Origin of the sequence: Synechococcus sp. W4D4, from assembly GCF_047716805.1 — a bacterium.
In the GTDB taxonomy this organism is placed as follows: Bacteria; Cyanobacteriota; Cyanobacteriia; order PCC-6307; family Cyanobiaceae; genus Vulcanococcus.
In genome coordinates this window covers 186490-210588 of record NZ_CP180404.1, presented here as the reverse complement: position 1 = coordinate 210588, position 24099 = coordinate 186490, and the positions used below count along the sequence as shown (strand labels likewise).

Annotated in this window: 28 protein-coding genes and 1 tRNA gene; 10 read left to right on the top strand and 19 right to left on the bottom strand. The window is 64.2% G+C overall.

Features of this window, described 5'->3' with window-relative positions; translation table 11 throughout:
* Positions 1–13 precede the first annotated feature (13 nt).
* Positions 14–1309 carry a glycosyl transferase gene (locus ACLM42_RS01130; protein WP_415399467.1) on the bottom strand — a complete coding sequence of 432 codons (1296 nt, stop codon included), beginning with the start codon at positions 1307–1309 and terminating at the stop codon, positions 14–16.
* A 22-nt stretch (positions 1310–1331) separates the two neighbouring features.
* A tRNA-Leu gene (locus tag ACLM42_RS01125) sits at positions 1332–1413 on the bottom strand.
* 212 nt (positions 1414–1625) lie between these two features.
* Between ACLM42_RS01125 and accC the strand changes: the two genes are divergently transcribed.
* A complete protein-coding gene (gene accC, locus ACLM42_RS01120) occupies positions 1626–2978 on the top strand; it encodes an acetyl-CoA carboxylase biotin carboxylase subunit (protein ID WP_247911728.1) in 1353 nt (450 codons plus the stop codon).
* Here the strand turns inward: accC and ACLM42_RS01115 are convergent.
* On the bottom strand, positions 2975–3259 hold the full coding sequence (locus tag ACLM42_RS01115) for a YggT family protein (protein ID WP_247911972.1): 285 nt from the start codon (positions 3257–3259) through the stop codon (positions 2975–2977). The two genes, accC and ACLM42_RS01115, sit on opposite strands and share 4 nt — an antisense overlap.
* 137 nt (positions 3260–3396) lie before the next feature.
* On the opposite strand from ACLM42_RS01115, the gene psbX reads away from it, so the two are divergent.
* The 4 genes from psbX (at position 3397) to ACLM42_RS01095 (ending at position 5516) form a co-directional block, all read left to right on the top strand.
* Positions 3397–3519: a photosystem II reaction center X protein gene (gene psbX / locus ACLM42_RS01110; protein WP_247911729.1), complete on the top strand. Its 123-nt coding sequence runs from the start codon at positions 3397–3399 to the stop codon at positions 3517–3519.
* 97 nt (positions 3520–3616) lie between these two features.
* Positions 3617–4492: a Ycf66 family protein gene (locus ACLM42_RS01105; protein ID WP_415399466.1), complete on the top strand. Its 876-nt coding sequence runs from the start codon at positions 3617–3619 to the stop codon at positions 4490–4492.
* 26 nt (positions 4493–4518) lie between these two features.
* Positions 4519–5037, top strand: coding sequence for a TolB family protein (locus tag ACLM42_RS01100; RefSeq protein ID WP_415399465.1), 519 nt, complete (start codon positions 4519–4521; stop codon positions 5035–5037).
* The gene (locus ACLM42_RS01095; protein WP_415399464.1) at positions 5034–5516 is read left to right on the top strand and encodes a hypothetical protein; all 483 of its coding nucleotides are present in this window, start codon (positions 5034–5036) and stop codon (positions 5514–5516) included. Before ACLM42_RS01100 ends, ACLM42_RS01095 begins: the two co-directional genes overlap by 4 nt.
* A 7-nt stretch (positions 5517–5523) precedes the next feature.
* On the opposite strand, the gene ACLM42_RS01090 is transcribed toward ACLM42_RS01095, so the two are convergent.
* From ACLM42_RS01090 to ACLM42_RS01080, 3 genes are read right to left on the bottom strand one after another with little or no spacing between them, the layout of a single operon-like run.
* Positions 5524–5706: a chlorophyll a/b-binding protein gene (locus ACLM42_RS01090; protein WP_371820691.1), complete on the bottom strand. Its 183-nt coding sequence runs from the start codon at positions 5704–5706 to the stop codon at positions 5524–5526.
* A gap of 7 nt (positions 5707–5713) precedes the next feature.
* Complete coding sequence (locus ACLM42_RS01085) at positions 5714–7705, bottom strand: ABC transporter ATP-binding protein/permease (RefSeq protein ID WP_415399463.1); 1992 nt, start codon at positions 7703–7705, stop codon at positions 5714–5716.
* Between the two features lie 38 nt (positions 7706–7743).
* Positions 7744–8106 carry a histidine triad nucleotide-binding protein gene (locus ACLM42_RS01080; RefSeq protein ID WP_247911735.1) on the bottom strand — a complete coding sequence of 121 codons (363 nt, stop codon included), beginning with the start codon at positions 8104–8106 and terminating at the stop codon, positions 7744–7746.
* Positions 8107–8167: 61 nt separating this feature from the next.
* On the opposite strand from ACLM42_RS01080, the gene ACLM42_RS01075 reads away from it, so the two are divergent.
* The gene (locus ACLM42_RS01075) at positions 8168–9697 is read left to right on the top strand and encodes a YifB family Mg chelatase-like AAA ATPase (protein WP_415399462.1); all 1530 of its coding nucleotides are present in this window, start codon (positions 8168–8170) and stop codon (positions 9695–9697) included.
* Here the strand turns inward: ACLM42_RS01075 and ACLM42_RS01070 are convergent.
* The 5 genes from ACLM42_RS01070 to def all read right to left on the bottom strand — a co-directional run bounded on the left by ACLM42_RS01070 (position 9694) and on the right by def (position 11678).
* Positions 9694–9837, bottom strand: a complete 144-nt coding sequence (locus tag ACLM42_RS01070; RefSeq protein ID WP_247911737.1) for a hypothetical protein — start codon at positions 9835–9837, stop codon at positions 9694–9696. The two genes, ACLM42_RS01075 and ACLM42_RS01070, sit on opposite strands and share 4 nt — an antisense overlap.
* A gap of 105 nt (positions 9838–9942) precedes the next feature.
* A complete protein-coding gene (rpsU, locus tag ACLM42_RS01065) occupies positions 9943–10113 on the bottom strand; it encodes a 30S ribosomal protein S21 (RefSeq protein ID WP_010304532.1) in 171 nt (56 codons plus the stop codon).
* A 77-nt stretch (positions 10114–10190) separates the two neighbouring features.
* Entirely contained in the window at positions 10191–10808 is a 618-nt protein-coding gene (locus ACLM42_RS01060; protein WP_415399461.1) for a DUF3747 domain-containing protein, read from the bottom strand.
* Positions 10809–10867: 59 nt separating this feature from the next.
* The gene (locus ACLM42_RS01055; RefSeq protein WP_247911739.1) at positions 10868–11065 is read right to left on the bottom strand and encodes a hypothetical protein; all 198 of its coding nucleotides are present in this window, start codon (positions 11063–11065) and stop codon (positions 10868–10870) included.
* A gap of 10 nt (positions 11066–11075) precedes the next feature.
* On the bottom strand, positions 11076–11678 hold the full coding sequence (gene def, locus ACLM42_RS01050) for a peptide deformylase (protein ID WP_247911740.1): 603 nt from the start codon (positions 11676–11678) through the stop codon (positions 11076–11078).
* A gap of 59 nt (positions 11679–11737) precedes the next feature.
* Between def and ACLM42_RS01045 the strand changes: the two genes are divergently transcribed.
* Together ACLM42_RS01045 and ACLM42_RS01040 are read left to right on the top strand one after the other, a co-directional pair.
* Entirely contained in the window at positions 11738–13642 is a 1905-nt protein-coding gene (locus ACLM42_RS01045; RefSeq protein WP_415399460.1) for a S9 family peptidase, read from the top strand.
* On the top strand, positions 13642–15027 hold the full coding sequence (locus tag ACLM42_RS01040; protein ID WP_415399459.1) for a sodium/glutamate symporter: 1386 nt from the start codon (positions 13642–13644) through the stop codon (positions 15025–15027). Before ACLM42_RS01045 ends, ACLM42_RS01040 begins: the two co-directional genes overlap by 1 nt.
* Here the strand turns inward: ACLM42_RS01040 and ACLM42_RS01035 are convergent.
* The 3 genes from ACLM42_RS01035 to ACLM42_RS01025 are packed head-to-tail and all read right to left on the bottom strand — an operon-like array spanning position 14997 to position 17349.
* The gene (locus tag ACLM42_RS01035) at positions 14997–15674 is read right to left on the bottom strand and encodes a class II aldolase/adducin family protein (protein ID WP_415399458.1); all 678 of its coding nucleotides are present in this window, start codon (positions 15672–15674) and stop codon (positions 14997–14999) included. The two genes, ACLM42_RS01040 and ACLM42_RS01035, sit on opposite strands and share 31 nt — an antisense overlap.
* Positions 15667–16755, bottom strand: coding sequence for an S-methyl-5-thioribose-1-phosphate isomerase (mtnA, locus tag ACLM42_RS01030; protein WP_415399457.1), 1089 nt, complete (start codon positions 16753–16755; stop codon positions 15667–15669). Before mtnA ends, ACLM42_RS01035 begins: the two co-directional genes overlap by 8 nt.
* A gap of 48 nt (positions 16756–16803) precedes the next feature.
* On the bottom strand, positions 16804–17349 hold the full coding sequence (locus ACLM42_RS01025; protein WP_415399456.1) for a DUF1543 domain-containing protein: 546 nt from the start codon (positions 17347–17349) through the stop codon (positions 16804–16806).
* Between ACLM42_RS01025 and ACLM42_RS01020 the strand changes: the two genes are divergently transcribed.
* Positions 17348–18037: a class I SAM-dependent methyltransferase gene (locus ACLM42_RS01020; RefSeq protein WP_415399455.1), complete on the top strand. Its 690-nt coding sequence runs from the start codon at positions 17348–17350 to the stop codon at positions 18035–18037. The two genes, ACLM42_RS01025 and ACLM42_RS01020, sit on opposite strands and share 2 nt — an antisense overlap.
* Here the strand turns inward: ACLM42_RS01020 and ACLM42_RS01015 are convergent.
* From ACLM42_RS01015 to ACLM42_RS00995, 5 genes are all read right to left on the bottom strand, one after another.
* Positions 18034–19311 (bottom strand): SufS family cysteine desulfurase, encoded by a 1278-nt coding sequence (locus ACLM42_RS01015; protein ID WP_415399454.1) that lies wholly within the window; start codon positions 19309–19311, stop codon positions 18034–18036. The two genes, ACLM42_RS01020 and ACLM42_RS01015, sit on opposite strands and share 4 nt — an antisense overlap.
* A complete protein-coding gene (gene sufD / locus ACLM42_RS01010; protein ID WP_415399453.1) occupies positions 19308–20546 on the bottom strand; it encodes a Fe-S cluster assembly protein SufD in 1239 nt (412 codons plus the stop codon). The genes ACLM42_RS01015 and sufD overlap by 4 nt, the downstream gene beginning before the upstream one ends.
* Positions 20546–21334, bottom strand: a complete 789-nt coding sequence (gene sufC / locus ACLM42_RS01005; RefSeq protein ID WP_247911749.1) for a Fe-S cluster assembly ATPase SufC — start codon at positions 21332–21334, stop codon at positions 20546–20548. Before sufC ends, sufD begins: the two co-directional genes overlap by 1 nt.
* 76 nt (positions 21335–21410) lie before the next feature.
* Positions 21411–22853, bottom strand: a complete 1443-nt coding sequence (gene sufB, locus ACLM42_RS01000) for a Fe-S cluster assembly protein SufB (protein WP_415399452.1) — start codon at positions 22851–22853, stop codon at positions 21411–21413.
* Between the two features lie 9 nt (positions 22854–22862).
* A complete protein-coding gene (locus ACLM42_RS00995) occupies positions 22863–23216 on the bottom strand; it encodes a ferredoxin-thioredoxin reductase catalytic domain-containing protein (RefSeq protein ID WP_415399451.1) in 354 nt (117 codons plus the stop codon).
* A 245-nt stretch (positions 23217–23461) separates the two neighbouring features.
* On the opposite strand from ACLM42_RS00995, the gene sufR reads away from it, so the two are divergent.
* Positions 23462–24097, top strand: coding sequence for an iron-sulfur cluster biosynthesis transcriptional regulator SufR (sufR, locus tag ACLM42_RS00990; RefSeq protein WP_247911752.1), 636 nt, complete (start codon positions 23462–23464; stop codon positions 24095–24097).
* Positions 24098–24099: the final 2 nt, after the last annotated feature.

Here is a 24099-nt window from a genome sequence, read left to right as displayed (position 1 = left end):
GAGGCCGTTCAAATTAGGCAGCGCCGGCAGAGGGCGGCGGCAGCAATTCCCGCACCATCCCAGCCAGGGCGGCCACCGCACCGGGCTGCCCGCGCAGGCTGCGCAGGTCCTCCCGCATCCCCTCCAAACGCTGGGGGTGGGCCAACCAGTCGGCGGCCTCCGCGGCAATCTCCTCCGGTGTGATCGCCCCGACCCGCTCCGGCACCACCTGACGGCCAGCCGAGATGTTCGGCCAAGCCAAAAAGCCGTGGTTGCGCATCCGCCAGGCCGTCAGCGCCGCCCCCAGCAGCCAACGCAAAAGGGGCAAACGGGCCAGAATCCCAATTCCGCCGTCCCAGGCCTGCATCACATGCAGATGCTGGGTGGGCACCAGGACGATCATCGGCACCCCCAGGGCACCCAACTCAGCGGTGTTCGCCCCAACGGTGGTCAAGGCCAGTTGGCACTGGCTAAGCACCCCATGGGCGGGCTGCTCCTCCACCAGGAGAATCCGAGAGCCCGCTGGGGTGACCAGTTCCGTCCCGTCCAGCAGCGGTTCTCCAGAGCCGTAGTACTGGGCGATTGGATTGGCCGCACTGCCGAAGGCCAGCAGCTCTTGAATGCTGGTGGTGGGAGCCACCGGCAGCAGGAAGCGACAGCCTGGACGCTGGGCCGCAAGGCGATCGGCGGCCTCCAGCAGGAACGGCATTCCCACTTGCAACTTGGCCCGCTTCGATCCAGGCATCAGAGCAACCCATTCCCCCTGGGGCAGGGGGCGCTCGGAGCGAGCCGCATCCGAGAGATCGGCCATCAGATCGCCAACCACCTGGCAGCGGGTCCGCCAACGCCGGGACAAGCGATCAGCCGCAGCCGGTCCCATGGCCGCAATCCGGTCGTTCCAGCGGGGCCAGCGGGCCACCCATTCGGCATAGGTGATGTGGCGATAACCCAAACGGGCTGAGAGCAGCACGGTCCAGAACTGATCACCGCCAAGGAAAACCACGACGCCACGCCGGGGCCAACGGCCGAAGCGCTCGGGCCGTAGCAGCAGGCTCCAGAAGCGTTTGGCAGGACTGATTCGCTCAAACAACCCCATGCGATCAGCCACCTGATGCTCAATGCCAGTGGCATTCGGGCAGGGGACCAGTACCAGCTGCAGGGCCATCGCGGCCTCTGGGGTCACTGGACGCAGGGCCATCTCACGATGCAGTCGCTGAGCCAGGGGCCGGACCCAGGTGGCCAGCTCGCCTGGACCGTTGCACACCAAGACGATGCATGCCGGATCAGCCGAGGCAAGACCCGATCCAATGGGCTCAGCGGCGGCAGGCATCACGCTGCGGAGCTCTGAACAATGCGGATGGCGAGACTTGAACTCGCAAGACCGAAGTCACACGCCCCTCAAACGTGCGTGTCTACCAATTCCACCACATCCGCGTGGTAGTGAGCGCCCAGGCCAGAACGATGTCCTGGAATGGATTCTCGGGGGGAGTCCACCGCTGCTGAACAGCGGCGTGAGGGGTGCAGCGCTGACGCACTGCTCAGGCAATATACCCATCGCCTGACCCCAAACAACGGCGGGGTTGGCTCGGTCATCACTGATAAAGTCCGACCGGCCTGCCCTGCCGGATTCGCCGGACTGCCACTGGATGCCCATCGGCAAACTGCTGATCGCCAACCGCGGCGAAATTGCTCTTCGGATCCTGCGCAGCTGTAGGGAACTAGGCATACCCACCGTTGCTGTATACAGCACGGTTGATCGCAACGCGCTGCACGTTCAGCTCGCTGACGAGGCGGTCTGCATCGGCGATGCACCAAGCAGCAAGAGCTACCTCAATATCCCCAACATCTTGGCGGCGGCCACCTCAAGGGGCGCCGATGCCATCCACCCCGGCTACGGCTTCCTGGCGGAGAACGACAAATTCGCCGAGATCTGCGCCGACCACGGCCTGACCTTTGTTGGCCCCTCGCCGGAATCGATTCGCTCGATGGGCGACAAGTCCACGGCCAAGGCCACCATGCAAAAGGTGGGCGTCCCCACCATCCCTGGCAGTGAAGGCCTGCTGGAGAACGTGGATCAGGCCAGGAGCCTGGCGGAATCCATGGGCTATCCCGTGATGATCAAGGCGACCGCCGGTGGTGGTGGCCGCGGGATGCGCCTCGTCCCTTCAGCGGACCAACTGGACAACCTGTTTAAGGCCGCCCAAGGGGAAGCGGAAGCCGCCTTTGGCAACCCCGGGCTCTACATGGAGAAATTCATCGACCGGCCCCGCCACGTCGAAGTTCAGGTGCTGGCCGACCGCCACGGGAACGTGGTGCACGTCGGGGAACGTGACTGCTCCATCCAGCGGCGCCACCAAAAACTGTTGGAAGAGGCCCCCAGCGTGGCCATCAATGCCGAGCTGCGCCGGCGCATGGGCGACGCTGCGGTTTCCGCAGCACGAACCATTGGCTACGAAGGTGCGGGCACCGTGGAGTTCTTGGTGGATCGCACCGGCAACTTCTATTTCATGGAGATGAACACCCGGATTCAGGTGGAGCATCCCGTCACCGAGATGGTCAGCGGAGTGGACCTGATTGCCGAGCAACTGCGGATCGCCGGCGGCGAGCCCATCTCCTTCAGCCAAGACGAGATCAAACTCACCGGCCACGCCATCGAGGTGCGGATCAACGCCGAGGACCCCCGCCAAAACTTCAGGCCCGCCCCCGGCAAGATCACCGGCTGGCTCCCCCCCGGTGGACCCGGCGTTCGCTTCGATAGCCACGTCTACACGGGCTACGAAATCCCGCCCTTCTACGACTCCCTGATTGGCAAGCTGATCGTCTGGGGCAAAGACCGCGACCACGCTCTCAAACGTCTCCGCCGCGCCCTGACCGAATGTGCCGTCACGGGAATTCCCACCACCATTGAATTCCACCTGCAACTGCTGGAGCGTCCGGAATTCATTTCCGGCGATGTCCACACCAAGTTTGTCGAGCAGGAGATGCTCCCGAACGGCTAGGCCGGCAACACACTGAGCCGCATCACGATCTGCGTGAGCAAGCCCTGCTGACCCACCAGCAGCTCTCGGATCAGGCTGACCAGTCCCACCCAGATGACCGGGGTGACATCAACACCGCCGATCGGAGCAATCAGCTTGCGGCTCACTGACAGCACAGGCTCGGTCGGAATGGCCACGAGCTTCCAAAAGCCCTGGCTGAGATCCACCTGGGGATACCAGGTCAGAACGATTCGGAACAGGAAGAGCAAGGTCCAAGCCGAGAGCACAAGCCCCAGGCCCATGGCGAAGGGTGGCAGCACCAGACGGAGCAGTTCCAGGCTGGAGCCATCAGATCCCGTCACAAAGCCCTAAGCAGCAGCTCCGCAATCGTAGGAAGTTGCCATCACTGCCTAGGATTGCCGGCGGATTCGGCACTGTCATGACCCCTTCCCTCGCCAATTTTCTGAGCAGCCTCCTCTGGGGCGCCGTGATCGTGGTCATCCCTGTGTCTGCCGCTGTGTTCCTGATCAGCCAGAACGACCGCGTCGATCGCAAGCTCTGATCCCTGGAGTTGCAACGCAACCAGGGTGAAGCGCTTCTGCAGACAGGCCGCTGGCCTCGACGACGGGCCTAGAGTGGCTTGAACGGGCAATCGATCTGTGGTTAACGCCAGCCTTAATTGGGCCAGCATTGTCGGGATCGTGCTGGCCGTCGGTGGAGCTCTCCTCTACTTCATGAGGAGCTTTAAGCCAGCTCTGGCCCGCGACTACGACGTCTTTTTTGCCGCCGTTGGTCTTCTCTGCGGTGGCATTCTCTTTTTTCAAGGCTGGCGCCTTGACCCGATCCTCCAATTCGGTCAGTTTTTGCTGGCTGGCACCACCGTTTTCTTCGCCTACGAGAGCGTGCGGCTCCGCGGAGTAACCACGGAACAGGCCCGCCGCTCCTCCTACTTCGACGACGACGACGAACCGAGTCCCCGCCCGCGCATGGGCGGTGGCCGCGATTTCCGCGATGACGCTGATCGCTTTGAGGATCCCCAGCCCCTCCGGCGGCGGATACGCTCTCGCGACGACAGCTATGGCGATCGTGAGGAAGAGGACCTCTACCGTCCTCGGCGTCCAGCCCGTGCAGCCATCCCCGAGCGGGCGGCCTCCCGCGATGATTGGCAAGGCAAGGCTGGTCGTGGTGAACGGGAACCCGAGCAATCCAGTCGCTTCCGAGCGGGCGGGGCCCAGCCGTCCTCACCGGAATTCGGCAGCCGCCGCCAGGGACGTGATGACATGCGCCGCGGCAGCCGCCCGAATAGTCGCCCGGATGAGATGCCCCGCTCCAGCAGGCGCGGCAGTGCCATGGGCGCCCCAAGTCCCAGCAACCCTGGCGTTCCCCAGGGGGCTCCTTACCAAGCCAGCGCGAAAAACAACGAAGCGGACGCCGGCGTGAGTGACGCTGAGTTCCGTCCCGTTCGCCCGTCAGCTGGCGGCAACCCCAGCGGTCCATCCCGTCCCCGCGACAACAGCTCCCGTTTCGACGACTGAAGCCGTTGCACACCAAAGCACTGGTGATGGCTGGCTTGCTGCTGGCCATCGGCGGATGCAGTCTGCGCCGCCAGACGGCTAGCCCGATCGGCCTCAACGGTGCTGAGAACCGCGAACAGCCAGCCCTGAGCGGCGATGGTCGACTACTGGCCTCCCTGGTAGAGCGCGGCGGCCGCACCACGGTCCTGCTGCAAGAGCGCCTCAGCGGGAAAGTCCTGCCACTGAGACACCTCAGGCGGCATCAACCCCATAGTTCCCCCTCACTGAGCTGGAACGGTCGCTACCTCGCCCTACTGATCCAGCGAGGTGCACGCCGGGAAGCTGTCATTGAAGATCGGGCCAGCGGAGCCCTGCAGCCCCTCTTCCTGCCGGGGAATGCCGAGCCCAGGCGGCTCAGCCTGTCTCCCGATGCTCGGCAATTGGCCGTAGAGCTCACCCGTCAGGGCAGCACGCGCCTACAGATCTATGACCTCAGCGGCCTGCTGGAGCCAGACCTGGCCCCAGGACTACGCGAGAGCGGCGGCGGACCGGGGGTTCAGCCTTGAACCGACTCCTGCTTAGCGCTAGCGCAACGCTGCTGCTGCTCAGCGGCTGTGGTGGCGGACGGCTGCGGCCCCTTCCCGGCTTGAACCAGCAACTGAATCAACTCGGCCAGGGCCGTAGCCCCTCCCTCTCCGGCGGCTGGCTGGCCTTGATCGCAGCCCGAGGCAGTGGCCGCGTCCAGGTGCAACTGATCGACGTCAACCGCCGCAATCCCGTTCCACTCCCCGGCCTGAATCGACCGGATGCTTTACCGATCAGCGTGGCGGTGGATCAAAACGCTGAACGCCTCGCGGTCGTTCGCCAGAGGGATGACCGTACAGAACTCGTGCTCTACAAGCGCAGCCTCCAGGCCACCCAGTTACTACCCATGGAGCCAGCCGGGGTACCCCGCCAGGTGAGCTTCAGCGCCAATGGCCGTGTGCTGGCGGTGGAGGTCAGCCGCGGGGGACTCTGGCAAATCGATCTACTCGAGATTCCTTAACGGAACCTCAGCCCACAAAGCCGGCCCAGCGCAGGAAGGTCTCACCGCTAATGGCCTCCACCACCAGAATCGCCACAAAGCCCACCATGGCGAAGCGACCGTTCACCCGCTCGGCGTAGCCGCTCCATCCGAAGGCCGGAGCGTCATTGGTGGTGGCACTGGTCGCAGGGACCGCGGGCGTCTCGGACATGGTGGGATCAGGCTCCTGAGCTGAAGTCATAGCTGGTGGCGGGAATCAGCTTCCAACCCCCCTGGCCATCGAGCTCGAGCACCAGGTCGTGGAAGCTCTTGAGGCTAGGGCGGTGACCCACGCTCACAAAGGCCATCTCCCGTTGGGAGAGCAGCTCATAGAGGTGCTTCTCGGTGGCCACATCCAGAGCACTGGTGGCCTCGTCCAGCACGACAAAGCGCGGGGAATTCAGCAGCAAACGGGCGAAGGCCAGGCGCTGCTGCTCACCAAGAGACAACAGCCGCGGCCAGTCCTGCTTGATGTCGAAATCCGGATAGCGCTGCACCAAGGCCGACAAACGAACTTCGTTTAAGACGCTGCGGAGGTGCTCATCACTAAAGCGCTGGGGATCCTGGGGATAGCAAAGCTGCTCCCGCAGGCTGCCCAAAATCATGTAGGGCTTCTGGGGAATGAACAGCAGCTCCTGGAGAGGCGGCCGCTGGACCTCACCCCGGGCCGCGGGCCAGAGGCCACTGACCAGACGCAGGAAGGAGGTCTTGCCGCAACCGCTGGGGCCCACCACCAAAACCCGCTGCCCCGGCCCAACCTCCAGGCTCAAATCCTGAATCAGCCGCCGCTCACTATTCGGGGGGATCAGATCAACGTGGCGGACCAGCAGCGAACCTGAGGCGCCCGTAATCGACTGCGTCTCGCTCAAGCGCTGCTGCTCAGCGTTGACCTCACTGATGGCCTCAACCTTGCCCTGAAACCCTTCCAGACGGCTGATGGATGCGGAGAAGGCCGCCAGGCGATCGATGTTATTCACGATGAAACTCACCGAGAACAACACCTGGGAGAAGGCGATACCAGCCTGAGCAAAGACCCCGAAATCAACCTGCTTCGCGAAGTAGATCGGCGCGATCACCAACCAGGGCAAGAAACGGGAGAAGTAGTCATAGGAGCGCTGAATGACACTGATCAGCGCCTCCCAAACAATCAGCTTGTTGTAGTTCTCGATCGCCCCACCCAGCCGTCTCTCAGCCTCCCGGGACTCCTGCTCTTCACCGCGGTAAAAGGCGATCGATTCAGCGTTATCCCGAATGTGCACCAGCCCATAGCGGAAGTCAGCCTCCAGGCGCAACTGGTCGTAGTTCAGGGCGACCAGCTTGCGGCTGGCAAAGACAATCACAGCCGTGCCACCGACGGAGTAGATCAACAGCCACAGCGCCAAGGTCGAGCTGATCGTCCACAGCACCACGATGAAGCTGAGGAAGGTCAGAAGGGCTGAAACCACCTCCACGCTGACGCTCAGGCTGGTGCCCGTGAAGCTGGCTGTGTCCTGGGAAATCCGCTGATCCGGGTTATCAATTTCTTCGGCCGCCTCATCGTTCGGATTGAGGACGTAGTAAGCACGATTGGTGAGATAGCGGCGCAACAGGCGACCACTGAGCCATTCCCGCCAGAGCAGACCCAACCGCGGGATCAGATAGCTCTGCAGCGCCCGAATTGGCAGAGCCAGCACCAAACAGAAGGCATAGATCGCGACGATCTGCCAGAACTCTTCGACCTTGTAGGTGACCAGAGCATTTTCAACGTTTCGAGCGACATAGCTAATGCCAACGTTGATCCCATTGATCACCAGGATCAGCAGGGTGATCACCCCCAACAGGACCCAAGGAAGCCAGCGGCCCTGACGCAACTTGATGCGTAGGGAGACAAAGCTACCGATCCCCGCTGCAAACAGCACCATCAAGATGGGCCCAGCGGGACTGGCCCAGATCGAGGCGACCTGCTGGGGGACCCCCGGCAGGAAGCGCGCCTGGAACTCTGGAACCAGTGCACCGCTCAGCGCCATGACCCCACTGAGTAGAAGCAGGGTGCTGCCGGCTACCACCACCAGCAGGGCGACGATCAGCAGCAGGAACTGCCAACCACTTGTCTCTTCGACGGGAAGGAAGTAGGGCTGAGCCAGCCGCTGCAGCTTGATCAGCTGACGGCGGAAGGCCTGCAGGGGATTCATGACGGCGCTCAGATGTCCCCATTCTCGCCGCTCAGAACTCAGCCTGGAGGCCAGGCCAAGGGACGACCACCAATCACATGCACATGCAGGTGAAACACGGTCTGCCCAGCCTCCTCACCGCTGTTGATCACCGTTCGAAAACCGCTCAGCCCCTCCTGCTTGGCGACCTTGGCGGCGACCAAGAGCAGATGCCCCAGCAACTGCTCTTGGCTGGCCTCGGCCTCCGCGAGATTCACCACGTGTTCACGCGGGATCACCAGCACATGCACCGGAGCCTGCGGGGTCACGTCGCGAAAGGCCAGGCACTGCTCATCGGCATAGACCTCATCGCAAGGGATCTCCCCCCGCAGGATGCGACCAAAAATCGTGTTGTTGCTGGCGAGGTCAGCGGCTTCGGCCATGGGGTTCGGGCGGCTGGTGAAACAGCGGTGGAACTTCTAAAACAGCGCTGTCCGTTCGCTGATGCTGGCACGATCAAGCACCGCCGCGTTAGCGGGAATCGAGGCCTATCCCGTCCAAGTGGAGGTGGATCTGGCCCCGGGCCTACCGGCCCTGGTCATCGTCGGACTGGCCGATGCGGCCGTTCAGGAATCCCGAGAGCGGGTGCGCTCGGCCCTCCGCAACAGCGGGCTACGGCTTCCCCTCTCGCGAGTCATCGTCAGCCTGGCACCGGCGGACCGCCGCAAACAGGGTCCCAGCTTTGATCTACCCATCGCCCTGGCCCTGACCTGCGCCAGCGGCCAACTGGATCCCAGCCAACTGAAGGGGATCTGGAGCTGCGGCGAACTCGGGCTTGATGGGCAGTTGCGCCCCATCCGCGGAGCCCTATCCATCGCCCTGGCCGCCCACCGTGCAGGGGCCCGAGCCCTGCTCGTGCCCCTAGACAATCGGGACGAAGCCTGCTTGGTGAAAGGACTGGACGTGCGGCCAGCCGGCAGCCTCAACCAAGCCCTGGAGGCCCTGCAGCCGAACTACAAACCCAGTTCTCTGCCGCCCTCAGGGATCAAGCCGCGGCCCAAGCCTGCCCCAGTCGATCTGCAGGATGTGCAGGGCCAGGCCCATGGCCGGCGCGCCCTGGAAATCGCGGCAGCAGGTGGCCATCACCTGTTGCTTGTGGGCCCGCCCGGCAGCGGCAAGACCCTGCTCGCCCAAAGCCTGGCGGGGCTGCTCCCGCCCCTCAGCCCCCCGGAGCAACTCGAAATCACCCAGCTCTATTCCGTGGCGGGAGAACTGGAACAGCAGGGCGGATTGATCCACGAACGGCCCTTTCGTAGCCCGCACCACAGCTGCTCGAGTGCAGCCCTCTTGGGTGGTGGCAGTTCCCCCAGACCCGGGGAATTGGCACTGGCCCACCGCGGCGTGCTGTTCCTCGATGAACTCGGGGAATTTCGCAGGGATGTCCTCAACCAACTGCGGCAACCGCTTGAACAAGGCGCGTTGCGGCTGAGCCGGGCCAAACAGCAGCTGCACTACCCCTGCTGCATCAGCCTGGTGGCCGCTACAAACCCATGCCCCTGCGGATGGTATGGCGACCCAGAGCACGACTGCAGCTGCACCGCCTCAGAGCGCCAGCGCTACTGGGGACGCCTCTCGGGCCCGCTACTCGATCGCATTGACCTGCAGGTGGTGATGCAACGCGTACCCGCGGAGATCCTGCTGCAGGGCTATGGCGCCCCCAGCTCCCTACCTCTGCCGGAATCCACGGCCTGCGTCGCCAAGCGAATCGAACAGGCGCGCCAGCGCATGGAGAACCGCAATCCCAAAGGGCTCAGCAACCACAGGCTCTGCACTCGAGATCTACGCGAGCGGGCTCAGCTGGCCGAGGACGCACTGGCCCTCTGGCAGCAGGTCATGGCGGCTCGAGCGCTGTCGGCCCGCAGCGGTCAACGACTGCTGAGCGTGGCTCGCACCATTGCCGATCTCGATGGCGAGAGCCAGGTCGGGAGCTCAGCCGTGGCTGAGGCCCTGACCTACCGAAGCTTTATGCCCTAGTGCTTGTGGGGCGGGGTATCGCGAAAGGGCTGAAAGCCCACATTGGGGGGCTGGTGCTGCCGCTCTTCGAGGGGGTTGCCGAAGGCATTGCCCACGCTGTTGCCAAACCAGCGGTTGATGGCACGGATTAACTGCTTCACAGCGCACCTTGACGGAGGACTTTCTCCATCATTGGTAGCCATGAAAAAAGCGGAAATCGGTAAAAACACCGATTTCCGCTAGGAGGTTTGTGCTGAAGACGAAGCTCAGCGACGGCGACGACGCTGTTGGGCCTTGCGCTTGTACTTCTCGACGGGGGTCTCGTGGTGACGCAGGCGCTTGAGATCGGCAAAGATCCCAGCCTTGGAGACCTGGCGCTTGAAGCGGCGCAGAGCCGATTCAATGCCCTCGTTCTCGCCGACGGTGACCTGGGTCATAAAACCGATCTAGGAATTTTGCAGTTTGAAGATGGTAGCAAGCGCTCTCCATCCCATCCCAGGGGAGGAAGGAGGGCTCACCAAAGACCGGGGACCCCAGGGTCAGGAGACGACTGATCGCCCGTCGTGGAGGGCTGCTCGGCCACGGGCCAACTCTCCCGATAGATGTAAACGTGACCGAGGTTCCGTCCCCCAAACTGGCGCCGCATCAACTTCCAGCCGGGCTCGGGCTGCAGCAAAAGGTAGTCGGTGTTTTGGCTGTGCCCACCGGTACGGGCGATCACCATCTCCGGGCCAGCACTGGGCTTGGACGGGAAGGCCATCAACACGTTGTCGCCCTTCTCCCGCACCACGCTGATGCGGTAGGTGCTGGCCAGGTCGTCCTCCCCAACCCGCAGGGAATAGCCGTTGCCGTCGATGTAACGGCTGCAGATCCCCGTGAAGTCAAACCCGGAGAGCAGCGGGTCGACCTTGACTGGCCCCTCCTCCGCCAGGGCGTAACAGGGCCGCGTGTCCTTGCGCTGTTCGTAGATGTTCAGCTGGGCCCGCTCGCCAGTGCCGATCGGAGCGGCGACGATGACGAACTTGGCCTGGTCCACCTCCACAGCGTCGAACAACGCCTTGGCCTGCAGGGGCGCAGCCATCAGGCCAGCGACCGGAAGCAGTGCAGCCAGGGTTCGGACCAGAGAAAACACAGAGTCGATTGAGTGGGCAGGGGCTGATCGTAAAAGTGATCGGCAGCTGCGCCAGTCCCTCAGGCCGGCTTATTGATCCGGATCGCCACCAGCAAGCTGATCACTGTTCCGGGCAGGGACAGGCCCAGGATCGTGCCGGTGGTGGTGACCCCCAACTCGGGATCGCCGTAGGCCAACTCGAACACCGATCCGGTGGCGGCGATACCCAAAATGCAGGCCAGGGCAAGGAACAGTCCCGCCAGGGGTTTCATCGGCATAACAAATGGCTCAGGCGATGGTGTGAACGTCGGAGCGATCAAACCCCTTTTCCTTCAATCCTTCCAGCAGCTTCTCCTCGTCGGTCACCCGATCAACGAACAGCACCCCATTGAGGTGATCCATCTCGTGCTGGATGCAACGGGCCATCAGGCCATCGGCCTTCATCCGCTTGGGGCGGCCAAAGGCATCGCGGTAGCTGACATCCACCACGCTGGGGCGGACCACATCCAAATAAACCCCGGGGATGCTCAAGCAACCCTCCTCATAGGTGCAGAGACCGCCACCGACAGCGGTGATCTCCGGGTTGATCAAAACCAGGGGAGGGCTGTTGGGGTCCTCCAGCTCAAGGTCGATCACCAACAGTTGTTGGTTCACGCCAATCTGCGGAGCGGCCAGGCCAATGCCTTTGGCGGCGTACATGCTCACAAGCATGTCGGTGGCCAACTTGCGGACCGCGTCATCCACCTTGCCGATGCGCCGCGCAGGCTCACGCAGAGCTTCATCACCCAACTTGTGGATGTCGTAAGGAGGATTCTCGATGGGCTCCTTGGACACCTGCAGGCGTCCTGAGAGCTCAGCCGAGCGCGCCAACTTGGCGAAGCTATTGGCCAAGACGTGTCCTCAACGGCGTTGCGAACAGCGATTCTAGGAGGCCTAATCAGCCTGTTCCGTTGAGCCTGCCCCCTCAAGCCACGCTCACTCCCCTGTCAGCAGAGGTCGTGCTGGGGAAAACCCCAAGCCTCAAGGAGCCTGTGCTGCTGGGTGGAGCGCTCTATTGGCTGGAGCAGCGTCCCCACGAACAGGGACGCACCACCTTGATGGGGCGATCGGCGCAGAACGAGGAGGCCAGCGAACGAACGCCAGGCGATTGGAATTTGCGCTGCCGCGTCCATGAATATGGCGGCGGCCCCTGTGCCATCGGCCAGCGCGCCAATGGGGAGGCCGTGGCGGTCTTCGTTCATGACGGTGACCGCTGCCTTTGGCGCCTAGATCTCGATCAGCCGGGAGCCGAGCCTCAGCGCCTGCTCACACCGCCAGGTGACCGCTTTGACGGAGCCCTGGGGGGCGGCCTGATCGACCCACTGCAGGACCGCTGGATTGGCGTTCTGGAACGGGATGGCATCGATCAGTTGGTGGCGCTGCCCCTGGAGGGTGGGGAGCTCCTTTCCCTGCACCAACCCGCGGACTTCTGCGGCTACCCCGCCCTCAGCCCCAACGGATCGCGCTTGGCCTGGGTGGAATGGCAGCAACCGGCCATGCCCTGGGACTGCAGCAGCCTCTGGCTGGCGGACGTCGATGGGTCGGGCCAGCTGAGCCCAGGCCAACGGGTCGCCGGCGCCAGCCCCCAAGACGCCCAGGCGATCTCGGTGTTTCAGCCGATCTGGGCGGGGAGCGATCTTGTGGTCGCCAATGACCGCAGCGGGTTTTGGAATCTCGAGCAGTGGTCCACAGCCGAGCAGTCCAGCCTCAGGGAGCCCAGCTGGGAACCCCTGCTGAACCTGGAGGCCGAGTTCGCCATGCCCCAGTGGGTCTTTGGCATGAGCACCCATGCCTGGGATGGAGAGAGGCTGCTGGCCATCGCCTGCCGCCAAGGCCGCTGGGAGCTCGGGGAAATCAAGGGCCGCCAGTGGCAGCTGATCGAGCAACCCTGCAGCGATCTAGCGGGGCTCTGCGCCGAGGGGGGCCAGCTCGCTTGCATCGCCAGTAGCCCAACCCAGCCATCGGGGCTGCTGGAGGTCGACCTGAGCAACGGCCAGTGGAGCCATCGAGCGGCAGCCCCCTGCCCGATCGCGCCGGAGGCCATCAGCCAGCCCCAGGAACTCTGGTTTAACGGCCACGGCGGCCAAGGCACCCAGGCCTGGTACTACCCCCCAGCCGGCGGAGGCCATGGCGAGGCGCCATTGCTAGTGAAAAGCCACAGCGGCCCCACTGCGATGGCCCGCACCGGGCTGAATCTGGCCATCCAGTTCTGGACCAGCCGCGGCTGGGGTGTGGTCGATGTGAATTACGGCGGATCCACCGGGTTTGGGCGGGCCTACCGCGAACGGCTCAACGGCCAATGGGGCGTGGTGGATGTCGCCGACTGCGCTGCCGCGGCCCAGGCCGTCATCGATCAAGGGCAGGCCCACCCGCAGCGGGTGGCGATTGAAGGGGGCAGCGCCGGGGGCTTCACCACCCTGGCGGCCCTGTGCTTCAGCGACCGCTTCAGCGCCGGTGCGAGCCGCTACGGCGTCGCCGACCTCAGCGCCCTGGCGGAGGACACCCATCGCTTTGAAGCCCGCTACCTCGATGGACTGGTCGGTCCTTGGCCTGAGGCGCGCGAGACCTACGCCGCCCGCTCCCCCTTGAACCACGCCGAGCGGATGAGCTGCCCGGTGATCTTCTTCCAAGGCCTCGAGGACGTGGTGGTTCCGCCGGAGCAAACCGAGCGGATGGCTGAAGCCCTGCGCCGCAAAGGCATCCCAGTGGAGGTGCGCCTGTTTCCTGAGGAGGGTCATGGGTTCCGCAAGGGCAGCACCCAGATCGAGGTGCTGGAGGCAACCGAAGCCTTCTTCCGAACACACTTCGCCCTTTGATGGCCGAGCTCCTGCCGGGACTGTGGAGCAGTGATCTCTTTGATGGGATCAGCTGGCTGGTCCTAGCTGGAGGCGTTCTGGCAGCGATCCTGGCGACGGGTCGGGCCATCGGCCGGCGGCTTCAGCTGCAGCTCTGGGGCATCCCGGAAGCACTGGTCGCAGGCGTGTTGGGGCTACTGGTGGCCCCCAAGGGACCCTTCCCGCTGCTGCCTGAGCACTTGATGGAGCTCTGGGCCCAACTGCCCTTGGTGCTGCTGACCTTGGTCTTCGGCTCTTTGATGCTGGGCAAACCACTGCCCAAGCTCGCGGGAGTATTGAAGCCAGTAAGCGGCCATGTCTCGTTGGCCCTGGTCCTGGCCTTCGGTCAGTACGTGGTGGCGGGCCTGGCGGTACTGCTGGTGCTGCAGCCCTTATTGGGATTCAGCCCGGTGATGGCCTGCTTAATCGAAGTGGCCTTTGAAGGGGGCCACGGCTCCGCTGCGGCCATGGGGGCGAGCTATGCGGCCCTGGGGTTTGAGAGCGGCCAAGACCTGGGACTGGCCCTGGCCACGGTCGGCCTGCTCTCCTCCACCTTGATCGGCGGCTTGGTGGTGGTGCTCGGGCGGGCGCGGGGATGGCTGGTCGCCGACCTGGCCCCAGAGTCCGTGCAGATCTCGCCAACACCAGAGGACGGGGCTGAAGCTCCCAGCAGCCCCTGGGCCGCTTGGCTCTGCAACCTGGGCCTGGTGGGGATCGCCGTAGCCGTGGGCTGGGTGCTGCTCCAGCTGCTGCGACTCGTGACCGGCTGGATCGGGGGCGGGGTCGCCACGGTGGGGCAGGCCCTGCCGGTGTTCCCGCTGGCGATCCTGGGATCGTTGCTGGTGCGCTGGCTGCTGCAGCGCAGCGAACGCAGCCACTGGGCCTCTGCCCCGATTCAAAGCGAAGTCAGCACCCTGGCAGCCGATCTGCTGATCGCCTCGGCCACCGCGGGGCTCAATCTGCAGTTGCTCCGGGCCAACTGGCTGCCGATCACCCTGCTGGGTGGAGCCGGGTTGGCCTGGAACCTGCTGATCTGTCTCTGGCTGGCCCCCAAGCTGCTGCCGAAGGACTGGTTTGAGCGGGCTCTGGTGGAATTCGGCCAAGCCACCGGTGTCGCAGCCTCAGGCCTGCTGCTCTTGCGGATGGCGGATCCGGACGATCACAGCGACGCCCTACCGGCGTTTTCGCTCAAGCAACTGCTGCTGCAGCCCCTGCTCTCCGGCGGGGTGATCACGGTGGTGGCCCCCCTAGCCGTGTCTGGCTGGGGGCTGCCGGTCTGGACCCTGGTCTGCGCAGCCGTGATGCTGCTGGCCGGGGCAGCGGGACTCTGGATCGCTCAGCTGCCGGAGCCAGACGAGGCCCGGTAGAGCAGGGTGCGGAACTGGTGGCGCACCTGCTCCATCTGCTCAGCGCTGAGCAGCGGCGGTTCACCCAAGGCCAAAGCCTGCAGGTAAATCCGCGCCAGAGTCTCCACCTCCACCGCCAACGCGAGAGCCTTATCGAGGGTCGGGCCCACGGCCACCTGGCCGTGCTGAGCCATCAGGCAAGCCAGCCGTCCCTCCAGGGCCTGAACCACCCCATCGGAGAGCGCCTGGGTACCAAAGGTGGCGTAGGGAGCGCAGCGAATGTCATGGCCGCCGGCCACCGCCGTCATGTAGTGGAACGGAGGGATGTCCCGGCCATGGCAGGCCAAGGCGGTGGCATGGATCGAGTGGCAATGCAGCACCGCCTGCACCTCCGGGCGACTGGCGAGGACATCGGCATGCAGGCGCCACTCCGATGACGGCCTGCGTTGGGGACGGCCATCGGCGGGGATCTGCAGGGGCTGACCCTTCAGATCGAGTGCCACCAAGTCCTCGGGCTGCATCAGCTCGTAGGCCAGTGAGCTGGGGGTAATGAGCATCCCGCCGGAGATGCGCACCGAGAGGTTGCCGGAGGTGCCTTGGTTGATTCCGCTGGCCTGCATGCGCCGGGCGCAGTCGACCAGTTGCTCGCGCAGGTCCTGATCAGACATCGCCATAGAGCTCCTTGAGACCATCTGCGCTGGCGGCGACCACACCCCGCTCGGTGATCAGAGCCGTGACCAGGCGGGCTGGGGTGACGTCGAACGCGGGATTGAACCCCGGACTGCCATCGGGGCTGAGCTGAACGCTGGTGATCCCCCCATCGGGGGCCCGTCCCTGGATGTGGGTGACCTCCTCGGGGCTTCGGGCCTCGATCGGAATCTCAGCGACCCCGTCATCGATCTGCCAGTCGATCGTGGAAGCCGGCAGCGCTACATAGAAGGGGATGGCGTTGTCGCGGGCCGCCAGGGCTTTGAGATAGGTCCCGATCTTGTTGCAGACATCGCCGCGGCGGGTGGTGCGGTCAGTCCCGACGATCACGGCATCCACCTGACCGTGCTGCATGAGGTGCCCACCGGCGTTATCGACGATGACGGTGTGGGGCACCCCTTCGCGGCCGAGCTCGTAGGCGGTGAGCGAGGCGCCCTGGTTGCGGGGGCGGGTCTCATCAACCCAGACGTGAATGTCCAGCCCGGCGCGGTGGGCCTTGTAGATCGGTGCGAGGGCCGTGCCCCAGTCCACCGTGGCCAGCCAACCGGCATTGCAGTGGGTCAGGACGTTGAAGGTCGTCCCAGGACGGGCCGCCGCCAACTCCTGGAAGATCGCCAGGCCGTGTTCGCCGATGGCCTCGCACATGGCCACGTCCTCATCGGCGATGGCCGCCGCTTCGGCCTGGGCCGCTTCAGCCCGCTGCTCGGGCGGCAACGGCGCGACGAGATCCCGGACCCGCTCGAGGGCCCAGCGCAGGTTCACCGCCGTCGGGCGGGTGGCATTGAGCTGCTCAAACGCCGCCGCCAGGGAGGCATCGCTGGGGTCAACCTGCAGGGCCAGCATCAGGCCGTAGGCCCCGGTCACCCCGATCAAGGGCGCGCCGCGAACGACCATCGTGCGGATGGCATCGGCTGCTTGATCGCAACTGCTCAGGCTGCGGGTGGTGAAGCGGTGGGGCAGCAGGGTCTGATCGATGACTCCCACCGAGCGACCACCCTCTTCCAACCAGATGGTGCGCCAGGACTGGCCGTCGATCTTCATGGGTGCTGCCCTGGCGGATGACTGAACCGATCATCCCCTCCGGCCCCCTCAGATCGGGCGATAGCCCTGCCAATCGGGCACCTGGGGCTGACTGAACCCAGCGGGGTCTGGGCTGAGCTGCACATGCCAGCGCTCGCCGCCGAGCAGCTCCAGCTGCTCGATCGCCAGGCAGTCATCCACGGCGCAGAGGTCGTCCTTGTGTTGCTGCAGGGCTCCCTTGAGCCACTGGCGTTTCGCCACGGCCTTGGCCGTTTGGGAGGTGCGGGCCACCACGAGACCGAACTGGTGCAGTTCCGCCAGGGAGTCCGGGCGGTAGGCGCCCAGGTTGACGAACCAGAGCTTCTCGGGCCGGGGCGCGGCAGGCTCGAGCCCCAGGCCCACCGTCCAACCATCGATCGATCGCACGGCCATGTAGGCATCTAGGTGCAGACCCTCACGCCTCCCGAACCACTGGCGCTTGAGCTCCGGGATCGTGGCGTCGATGCTCGATCCGGCCACAAAGCGGACGTCATGGAGCTCGATCAGGCTGCTGGCGGTGCGGCCGCCCAGCACCACCAGAAATAGGGTTGGGGCGCTGGGGGATGGCGGCGTCATGGACCTGTTTCAACAGCAGTGGGCCACCTACCGGGCCGTACTGGATCACGACCTGATGGAGCACCAGGCCATGAGCCTGGCCTGCGGGCAACAACTACGGCAGTGCTGCACTGAAGCCAAGGCCCCGAGTGTGGTGGATTTGGGCTGCGGCGATCTTGCCTTGTTGGCGCCCCTGCTGCGGGCCCTGCCCCTTGGTCATTACACCGGTCTGGATCTCTGCGCCGAGGTGCTGCCGCTGGCGGAAGCGGCCCTGGAGAGAGCGCCCTATCCCCGCTCCTGGATTGAGGGTGACCTTCTGGGCTGGGCCTGCGATCCCAAGGGAGCGCCAGTGGAGCTCATCCACAGCAGCTATGCGGTGCATCACCTCCAGGACGCGGAGAAAGCGCGCTGGCTGGATGGCTGCCGCCGGCGCATCACCCCTGGCGGGAGCTTGATCTGGATCGATGTTTTCCGCCAAGCCGGGGAGAGCCGCGAGGCCTATCTGACCCGCTACGGGGATCGAGTGAAGGGCTGGAGCAGCCTTAGCCCAGGTCAACGGCAGGCGGTCTTGGGACACATTCAGCGCTTTGACTTCCCTGCCGAGCGGGGCGCCATTGAAACCGTCGCCGCGGCGGCCGGCTGGTATTGGCAGTGGATCTGGCAAGGGAGCCACAGCGCCGAGGCCATGGCCGTTCTGAGGCCTACCTAGCTGTGCTCGCGCAGAAAACTGATCGTTCCCTGGAGTTCATCCGCGAAGCGATCGATCTCCCCGACCGTCGTGGTGAAACTCAGGCTGGCCCGCGCTGAAGCACTGAGGCCGTAGTGGCGGTGCAGGGGCTGGGTGCAGTGGTGGCCGCTGCGGATACAAATGCCAGCGGAATCCAGCAGGGCGGAGATGTCGTTGGCGTGCACACCATCCACGTGGAAGGCCGCCAGGGCCGCCCGATCCGGCTGCTGCTCGGGCGTGGGCCCGAGGACCGTCAGGCCATCAATGGTCTGCAGACGCGCGAAGAGATGGGAGGTGAGTTGCTGCTCCCAAGCGTGGATGCGGTCAAGCCCCAGGGCCTGGAGGTAATCCAGGGCCGCGCCCATGCCGATCGCCTCACCGATGGCGGGGGTGCCGGCCTCAAATTTGTGGGGTAGCCCAGCCCAGCTGCTGTGGTCCAGGTAGACGTCCTGGATCATCTCGCCGCCGCCGAGGAAGGGAGGCATGGCCTCCAGCAGGGCCTCTTTGCCCCAGAGGAATCCCATCCCCGTGGGACCGCAGAGCTTGTGGGAGCTGCCCACCAAAAAGTCGGCGTCCAGCTCCTTGACGTTGACCGGCAGGTGGGGAAGGCTCTGGCAGGCATCCACCAGCACGAGGGCACCGGCGGCATGGGCTAGGGCCGCCACCTGGCTGATCGGATTGAGGCAGCCCAGGGTATTGCTGACCTGCACCAGGCTCACCAGCCGAGTGCGGTCGGTGATCTTGCTGCGCAGGTCCTCCAGATCCAGCTCGCCGCTTTCAGTCAGTCCGGCGTGGCGCAGCACGCAGCCGGTGCGATCCGCCAGCAGTTGCCAAGGCACCAGGTTGCTGTGGTGCTCCATCACCGTCAGCAGTACCTCATCGCCAGGGCGGAGGTTGGCCTCACCCCAGCTGCGGGCCACCAAGTTGATGGCCTCACTCGCATTGCGGGTGAAGACGATTTCGTTCGGGCTCGAGGCGCCCACAAAGGCGGCGGCCTTTGCGCGAGCACCCTCAAAGCCCTCGGTGGCGCGGGCGCTCAGCTGGTGGGCACCACGGTGGACGTTGGCGTTGTCGTGGTCGTAGTAGTGCTGCAGCGCTTCTAAAACCTGGTGGGGCTTTTGGCTGGTGGCGGCGTGATCGAGGTAGATCAACGGCTGACCCAAGCAAGCCTTCTGCGCCAACAGCGGAAAATCCTGGCGGGTCTGGGCCGCCAAATCCACCGCAGGAACGCTCATCAGGCTGGTGGGACTGCTCATGCCGACTCCAGCTCCAGCTGATCCAAGGGGCACCACTGGCGAGCGGGCTCCGGCAGAGCGCGCAGGACCTCTTCACAGAAGGCGCGCTTCAACAGCCCAGCGGCCTGCTCTGCAGCAATGCCGCGACTCTGGAGATAGAACAGCTCATCTGTTTGCAGGCTGCTGACCGTGGCGCCGTGGGCGCACTTGACGTCGTCAGCCACGATCTCGAGTTCGGGCTTGGTGTCGATCCGCGCGCGATCCGAGAGCAGCAGGTTCCGGCTCAACTGCGCCGCATTGGTCTGCTGGGCTTCGCGAGGCACGCGCACCGCTCCGTTGAAGACGCTGCGTCCCTGGCCGGCGGCCACCGCTTTGTGCACCTGATCGAGCTCTCCTTCGGGGCCGGAAAACTGCACAAAGCTGTGGGTATCAGCGATCTGCTGCCCCCCCACCAATTGCAAGCCCCGTAGAGACGAGTGAGCCTGGCCCTCCACCTGAACCAAGCGAGGCTCATGGCGGGCTAATCCCCAACCGACCGCCACATTGCTCAAGGCGGCCTGACTCTCCGGCTCTTGCTCAACCGCGACATGGCTCAGCAGCGCGGCCTCGCTTCTGCCAAAGGCCACCAGGCCATGGCGCAGTTGGGCACTGCGGGCCAGGTGCGCTTCGATGACCAAGCTGACCAACCCTGCCCCTTGGGCCTCAATCAGCTGCGAGAGATCGAGTTGGGCCTTCTCCTCCAGCACCAGCAGGATCCGCAGGGGCAACATCCCCGAGGCGGTGGCGCTGACCAACTCCAGAGCAGCTGACGCACGGCTCTTGACCCGAAGGGCCAACACCTGGGTGGCGCTGGCCTGGTTGAGTTCCACCGGCCAGTGGTTCTGGCAGCTGGTCGCCGCCAGGGTGTGGCCAAGCCCTTGGGCGATCTCCGTGGCTGTCAGGGGCTCCAGGCCGTCCGGCAGGGCTACCCCAGCCAGGGGGTCGCTGCAGCCATCAAGCTGCAAACTAAGAGCGGAACCGTCTGCGGCGGATGTGGGGTTCGCTGCGCTCGGGGCACCGAGTGGAATCCCTTGCAGGAGGCTGAGGTCGGTGAACCGCCAGTCCTCACTGCGGGAGGAGGGCACACCCTGTTCGGCTAGGGCTTCGCGACCGCGCTGCTGCACAGCGGCTAGGGCACCCGACGCCGGTGGGAGCTGGGAGAGCCATTGCTCCAGCCAAGCTGCCCGGTGAGTGGGGGCGCTGAGGCTGGCGGTCATCAGGCCACCTCCGCTGCAGCCAATTCCTGGTCAACCCAGTCATAGCCGCGCTCTTCCAGTTCCAGAGCCAGTTCTTTGCCTCCAGTGCGCAGCATCCGACCCGCTGCCATCACGTGGACGTAGTCCGGAGTGATGGCATCCAGCAGGCGCTGGTAGTGGGTGATCAGAAGGGTCGCGTTGTCGGGGCTTGCCAGCTGATTGACCCCACCGGCGACGATGCGCAGAGCATCAATGTCCAAGCCGGAATCGGTCTCGTCGAGGATCGCCACCATGGGATCCAGCAGAGCCATCTGCAGGATCTCGTTGCGCTTTTTCTCGCCGCCGCTGAAGCCCTCGTTGACCGAGCGATCCAGAAACGCGGGATCCATCTGAACCACCTGGAGACGCTCGCGAACGAGATCCTCAAAAGCAAAGGTGTCGAGCTCCTCCTCGCCCTTCTCGGTGCGGCGAGCATTGGTGGCCACCCGCAAAAACTCCAGGTTGCTCACGCCAGGAATTTCAACCGGGTATTGGAAGCCCAGGAACACCCCCGTGCGCGCCCGCTGCTCGGGATCCAACTCCAGGAGGTTCTCGCCGCGGTAGGTCACGCTGCCGCCAGTGACGGTGTAAGCGGGATGACCGGCCAAGACTTTGGAGAGGGTGCTCTTGCCGCTGCCATTGCGGCCCATCACGGCATGGATCTCACCCGCACGAATCGTCAGGTTGACGCCCTTGAGGATCTCCTTGTCCTCCACCCGAGCGTGGAGATCCCGGATCTCAAGCAGCACTGGAGCGTCAGGGCGAATCACTGGAAAGGGAAACGAAAGGAAAAGGGAGGAATGGAGCGGCGACCGACCACATCAGGGCCGCAGTCAGAGGTGGGCGTTAACCAACCGAACCCTCGAGCTTGAGGGCCAGCAACTTGTCGGCCTCAGCGGCGAACTCCATCGGCAGCTGGTTGAAGACATCGCGGCAGAAGCCGCTGACCATCATCGAGACGGCCTCTTCAAAACCGATGCCGCGGCTTTGGAGATAAAACAGCTGATCCTCGGAGATCCGACAGGTGCTGGCCTCGTGCTCGACAGCGGCCTGGGGCTGCTGCGAACGGATATAGGGATAGGTATTGGCTGCGGCCTGATCGCCAATCAACATCGAGTCGCATTGGCTGTAGTTCTTGGCACCAGTGGCCTTGGGCCCGATCTGGACCAGGCCGCGATAGCTGTTGGAGGAGCATCCGGCGCTGATGCCCTTGCTGACGATCGTCGAGCGGGTGCGGGGCCCCACGTGGATCATCTTGGTGCCGGTGTCGGCCTGCTGCATGTTGTTGGTCAGAGCCACCGAGTAGAACTCGCCCACCGAATCGGCGCCCTGCAGCACGCAACTGGGGTACTTCCAGGTGATCGCCGAACCGGTTTCGACTTGGGTCCAACTGATCTTGCTGCGCTCGCCGCGACACTGACCGCGCTTGGTCACGAAGTTGTAGATGCCGCCCACTCCGTTCTCATCACCGGCGTACCAGTTCTGAACGGTTGAGTATTTGATCGAAGCGTCGTCGAGCACCACGAGCTCAACAACTGCCGCATGCAGTTGGTTGGTGTCGAACATGGGTGCCGTGCAGCCCTCGAGATAGCTGACGGAAGCCCCCTCTTCGGCGACGATCAGCGTGCGCTCGAACTGACCGGTGTCCCCGGAGTTGATCCGGAAGTAGGTGGAGAGCTCCATCGGACACTCCACTCCTTTGGGAATGAAGACAAAGGAGCCGTCGCTGAAGACCGCTGAATTGAGAGCCGCGAAGTAATTGTCATTACTCGGGACAACGGTCCCCAGGTAGCGCTCGATTAATGCGGGGTATTCCTTGACGGCCTCACTGATCGAGCAGAAGACCACCCCATGCTCAGCGAGCTTTTCCTTGTAGGTCGTGGCGATCGAGACGCTGTCAAAGACGGCATCAACAGCGACGTTGGACAGACGCTTTTGCTCGCTCAGGGGGATACCGAGCTTGTCAAAGGTTTCCAGCAGCTTCGGATCCACCTCGTCGAGGCTGGCCTTCTTGTCTTGCTGTTTCGGAGCTGCGTAATAGACGATGTCCTGATAATCGATGGACGGGTAGCCCAGCGCAGCCCAGTCAGGCTCCTCCATTTGGAGCCACTGGCGATAAGCCCGCAGTCGGAAGTCCAGCAAGAAGGATGGCTCGTCTTTCTTGCTGGAAATCAGACGCACAACGTCCTCGCTGAGGCCCTTGGCGATCTTCTCCGTTTCAATATCAGTGACGAAGCCGTACTTGTACGGCTGACTCACTAAATCACCAACAGCCTGAGCGTTACTCATTGTCGAGCCTCAACCGCCCGTATGGGCTTTGACGTCTTGTATGGAGATGGTCTGGTTCTCACCGCGGAAGGGGTTGTCCTCCGTCAGGAACAGCATGCAATGGCACTCCTTGCGCTCACGCATCGGCACACACGGGCAGTTCCAGAAGGCCTGAGCGACTTCCGCTTCCTTGTCTTCGTAGTGGCGGCAAGGGCAGAGGGCACCACCGAGTTCATCCTTATGGCGGGCCAGACCCTCCAGCACAACAGCAGTGACACTGGGGTCGCTGCAGAAATAGGTTCCCGTCCGCTGCGCGTAGGTCTCCGCAAACTTGCGGATCACCTCGAGGCTGTCGCTGGCTGACGTGGAGGGGGCTGCAGACATGAGCGCAAGGACAAAGCTGGGACGTGCGTGCTGGGCGCGGATGACGCTCAGCGAAGGCTGGCGGCCCGTCCATCAACAATTTACGAAACGTGGTGGTTTCGTAAATCGACGATAGAGGCCGAAGGCCGTCAGCAGTGAGTAGTCATTGTTGCGCGTTGCCGGCGCCATTCGGGGGCGGGAAGCTTGAGCCCGCACTCGCCAGTGCCCGTTTAGCCGTGGCATGGTGTGGTTGACCGCCTCAAACCATGAGCGTCTCCGCCCAGGCACCTACCCGCGAAGCCGCTCTGAGCCTGATGTTGCGGCAAGGGGAACGCACCGCCGCCCAGCTTGCTGAGGCACTGCAGGTGTCAGTGCAGGTGATGCGGCGCCATCTGCGTTCTTTAGAAGAAGAGGGATTAGTCGAAGCCAGCCCCTCCAGCGAGGGGCAGGGCCGGCCCAGCAACCGCTGGCGGCTGACCAACAACGGTCGGGGGCGCTTCCCCAACGGCAGCGAGCACTTCGCCCTGGGACTCCTGAACTCAATGACCGCCAACCTGCCCAGCGGGATGGTCGAGGAACTGCTCGAGCGGCAGGCCAGCGACAAGTCGGAAAACTACCGAAAGGAAATTGGGGCAGGCACCGTGCTCGAGAGGCTGGAGCGCCTGGTGGAACTGCGTCGAAGGGAGGGTTACGTCGCCGAGTTCCACGCGGAGCCAGACCAGAGCAGCTGGGTGCTCAGCGAGTTCCACTGCTCGGTCCAGTCCATTGCTCAGCAATTCCCCTGTGTCTGCGAGCAGGAACTGGAGCTCATTCGCCGCACCTTTCCCGACTGCCAAGTCGATCGAGTCCACTGGCTGCTGGAGGGCAATCAGGCCTGCGGCTTCCGGCTCACCCCATGCTGATG

Excerpts from the sequence above, each read along its gene's own strand:
- ACLM42_RS01100 (WP_415399465.1), top strand. The coding sequence starts at position 4,519 with ATGGCTGGCTTGCTGCTGGCCATCGGCGGATGCAGTCTGCGCCGCCAG.
- rpsU (WP_010304532.1), bottom strand. The coding sequence starts at position 10,113 with ATGACCCAGGTCACCGTCGGCGAGAACGAGGGCATTGAATCGGCTCTG.
- ACLM42_RS01090 (WP_371820691.1), bottom strand. The coding sequence starts at position 5,706 with ATGTCCGAGACGCCCGCGGTCCCTGCGACCAGTGCCACCACCAATGAC.
- ACLM42_RS01115 (WP_247911972.1), bottom strand. The coding sequence starts at position 3,259 with ATGGGCCTGGGGCTTGTGCTCTCGGCTTGGACCTTGCTCTTCCTGTTC.
- sufR (WP_247911752.1), top strand. The coding sequence starts at position 23,462 with ATGAGCGTCTCCGCCCAGGCACCTACCCGCGAAGCCGCTCTGAGCCTG.
- psbX (WP_247911729.1), top strand. The coding sequence starts at position 3,397 with ATGACCCCTTCCCTCGCCAATTTTCTGAGCAGCCTCCTCTGGGGCGCC.
- ACLM42_RS01085 (WP_415399463.1), bottom strand. The coding sequence starts at position 7,705 with ATGAATCCCCTGCAGGCCTTCCGCCGTCAGCTGATCAAGCTGCAGCGG.
- accC (WP_247911728.1), top strand. The coding sequence starts at position 1,626 with ATGCCCATCGGCAAACTGCTGATCGCCAACCGCGGCGAAATTGCTCTT.
- ACLM42_RS01035 (WP_415399458.1), bottom strand. The coding sequence starts at position 15,674 with ATGTCTGATCAGGACCTGCGCGAGCAACTGGTCGACTGCGCCCGGCGC.
- ACLM42_RS01075 (WP_415399462.1), top strand. The coding sequence starts at position 8,168 with ATGCTGGCACGATCAAGCACCGCCGCGTTAGCGGGAATCGAGGCCTAT.
- ACLM42_RS01015 (WP_415399454.1), bottom strand. The coding sequence starts at position 19,311 with ATGAGCAGTCCCACCAGCCTGATGAGCGTTCCTGCGGTGGATTTGGCG.
- ACLM42_RS01025 (WP_415399456.1), bottom strand. The coding sequence starts at position 17,349 with ATGACGCCGCCATCCCCCAGCGCCCCAACCCTATTTCTGGTGGTGCTG.
- sufD (WP_415399453.1), bottom strand. The coding sequence starts at position 20,546 with ATGACCGCCAGCCTCAGCGCCCCCACTCACCGGGCAGCTTGGCTGGAG.
- ACLM42_RS00995 (WP_415399451.1), bottom strand. The coding sequence starts at position 23,216 with ATGTCTGCAGCCCCCTCCACGTCAGCCAGCGACAGCCTCGAGGTGATC.
- ACLM42_RS01080 (WP_247911735.1), bottom strand. The coding sequence starts at position 8,106 with ATGGCCGAAGCCGCTGACCTCGCCAGCAACAACACGATTTTTGGTCGC.
- ACLM42_RS01130 (WP_415399467.1), bottom strand. The coding sequence starts at position 1,309 with ATGCCTGCCGCCGCTGAGCCCATTGGATCGGGTCTTGCCTCGGCTGAT.
- ACLM42_RS01020 (WP_415399455.1), top strand. The coding sequence starts at position 17,348 with ATGGACCTGTTTCAACAGCAGTGGGCCACCTACCGGGCCGTACTGGAT.
- mtnA (WP_415399457.1), bottom strand. The coding sequence starts at position 16,755 with ATGAAGATCGACGGCCAGTCCTGGCGCACCATCTGGTTGGAAGAGGGT.
- sufB (WP_415399452.1), bottom strand. The coding sequence starts at position 22,853 with ATGAGTAACGCTCAGGCTGTTGGTGATTTAGTGAGTCAGCCGTACAAG.
- ACLM42_RS01055 (WP_247911739.1), bottom strand. The coding sequence starts at position 11,065 with ATGCCGATGAAACCCCTGGCGGGACTGTTCCTTGCCCTGGCCTGCATT.
- ACLM42_RS01040 (WP_415399459.1), top strand. The coding sequence starts at position 13,642 with ATGGCCGAGCTCCTGCCGGGACTGTGGAGCAGTGATCTCTTTGATGGG.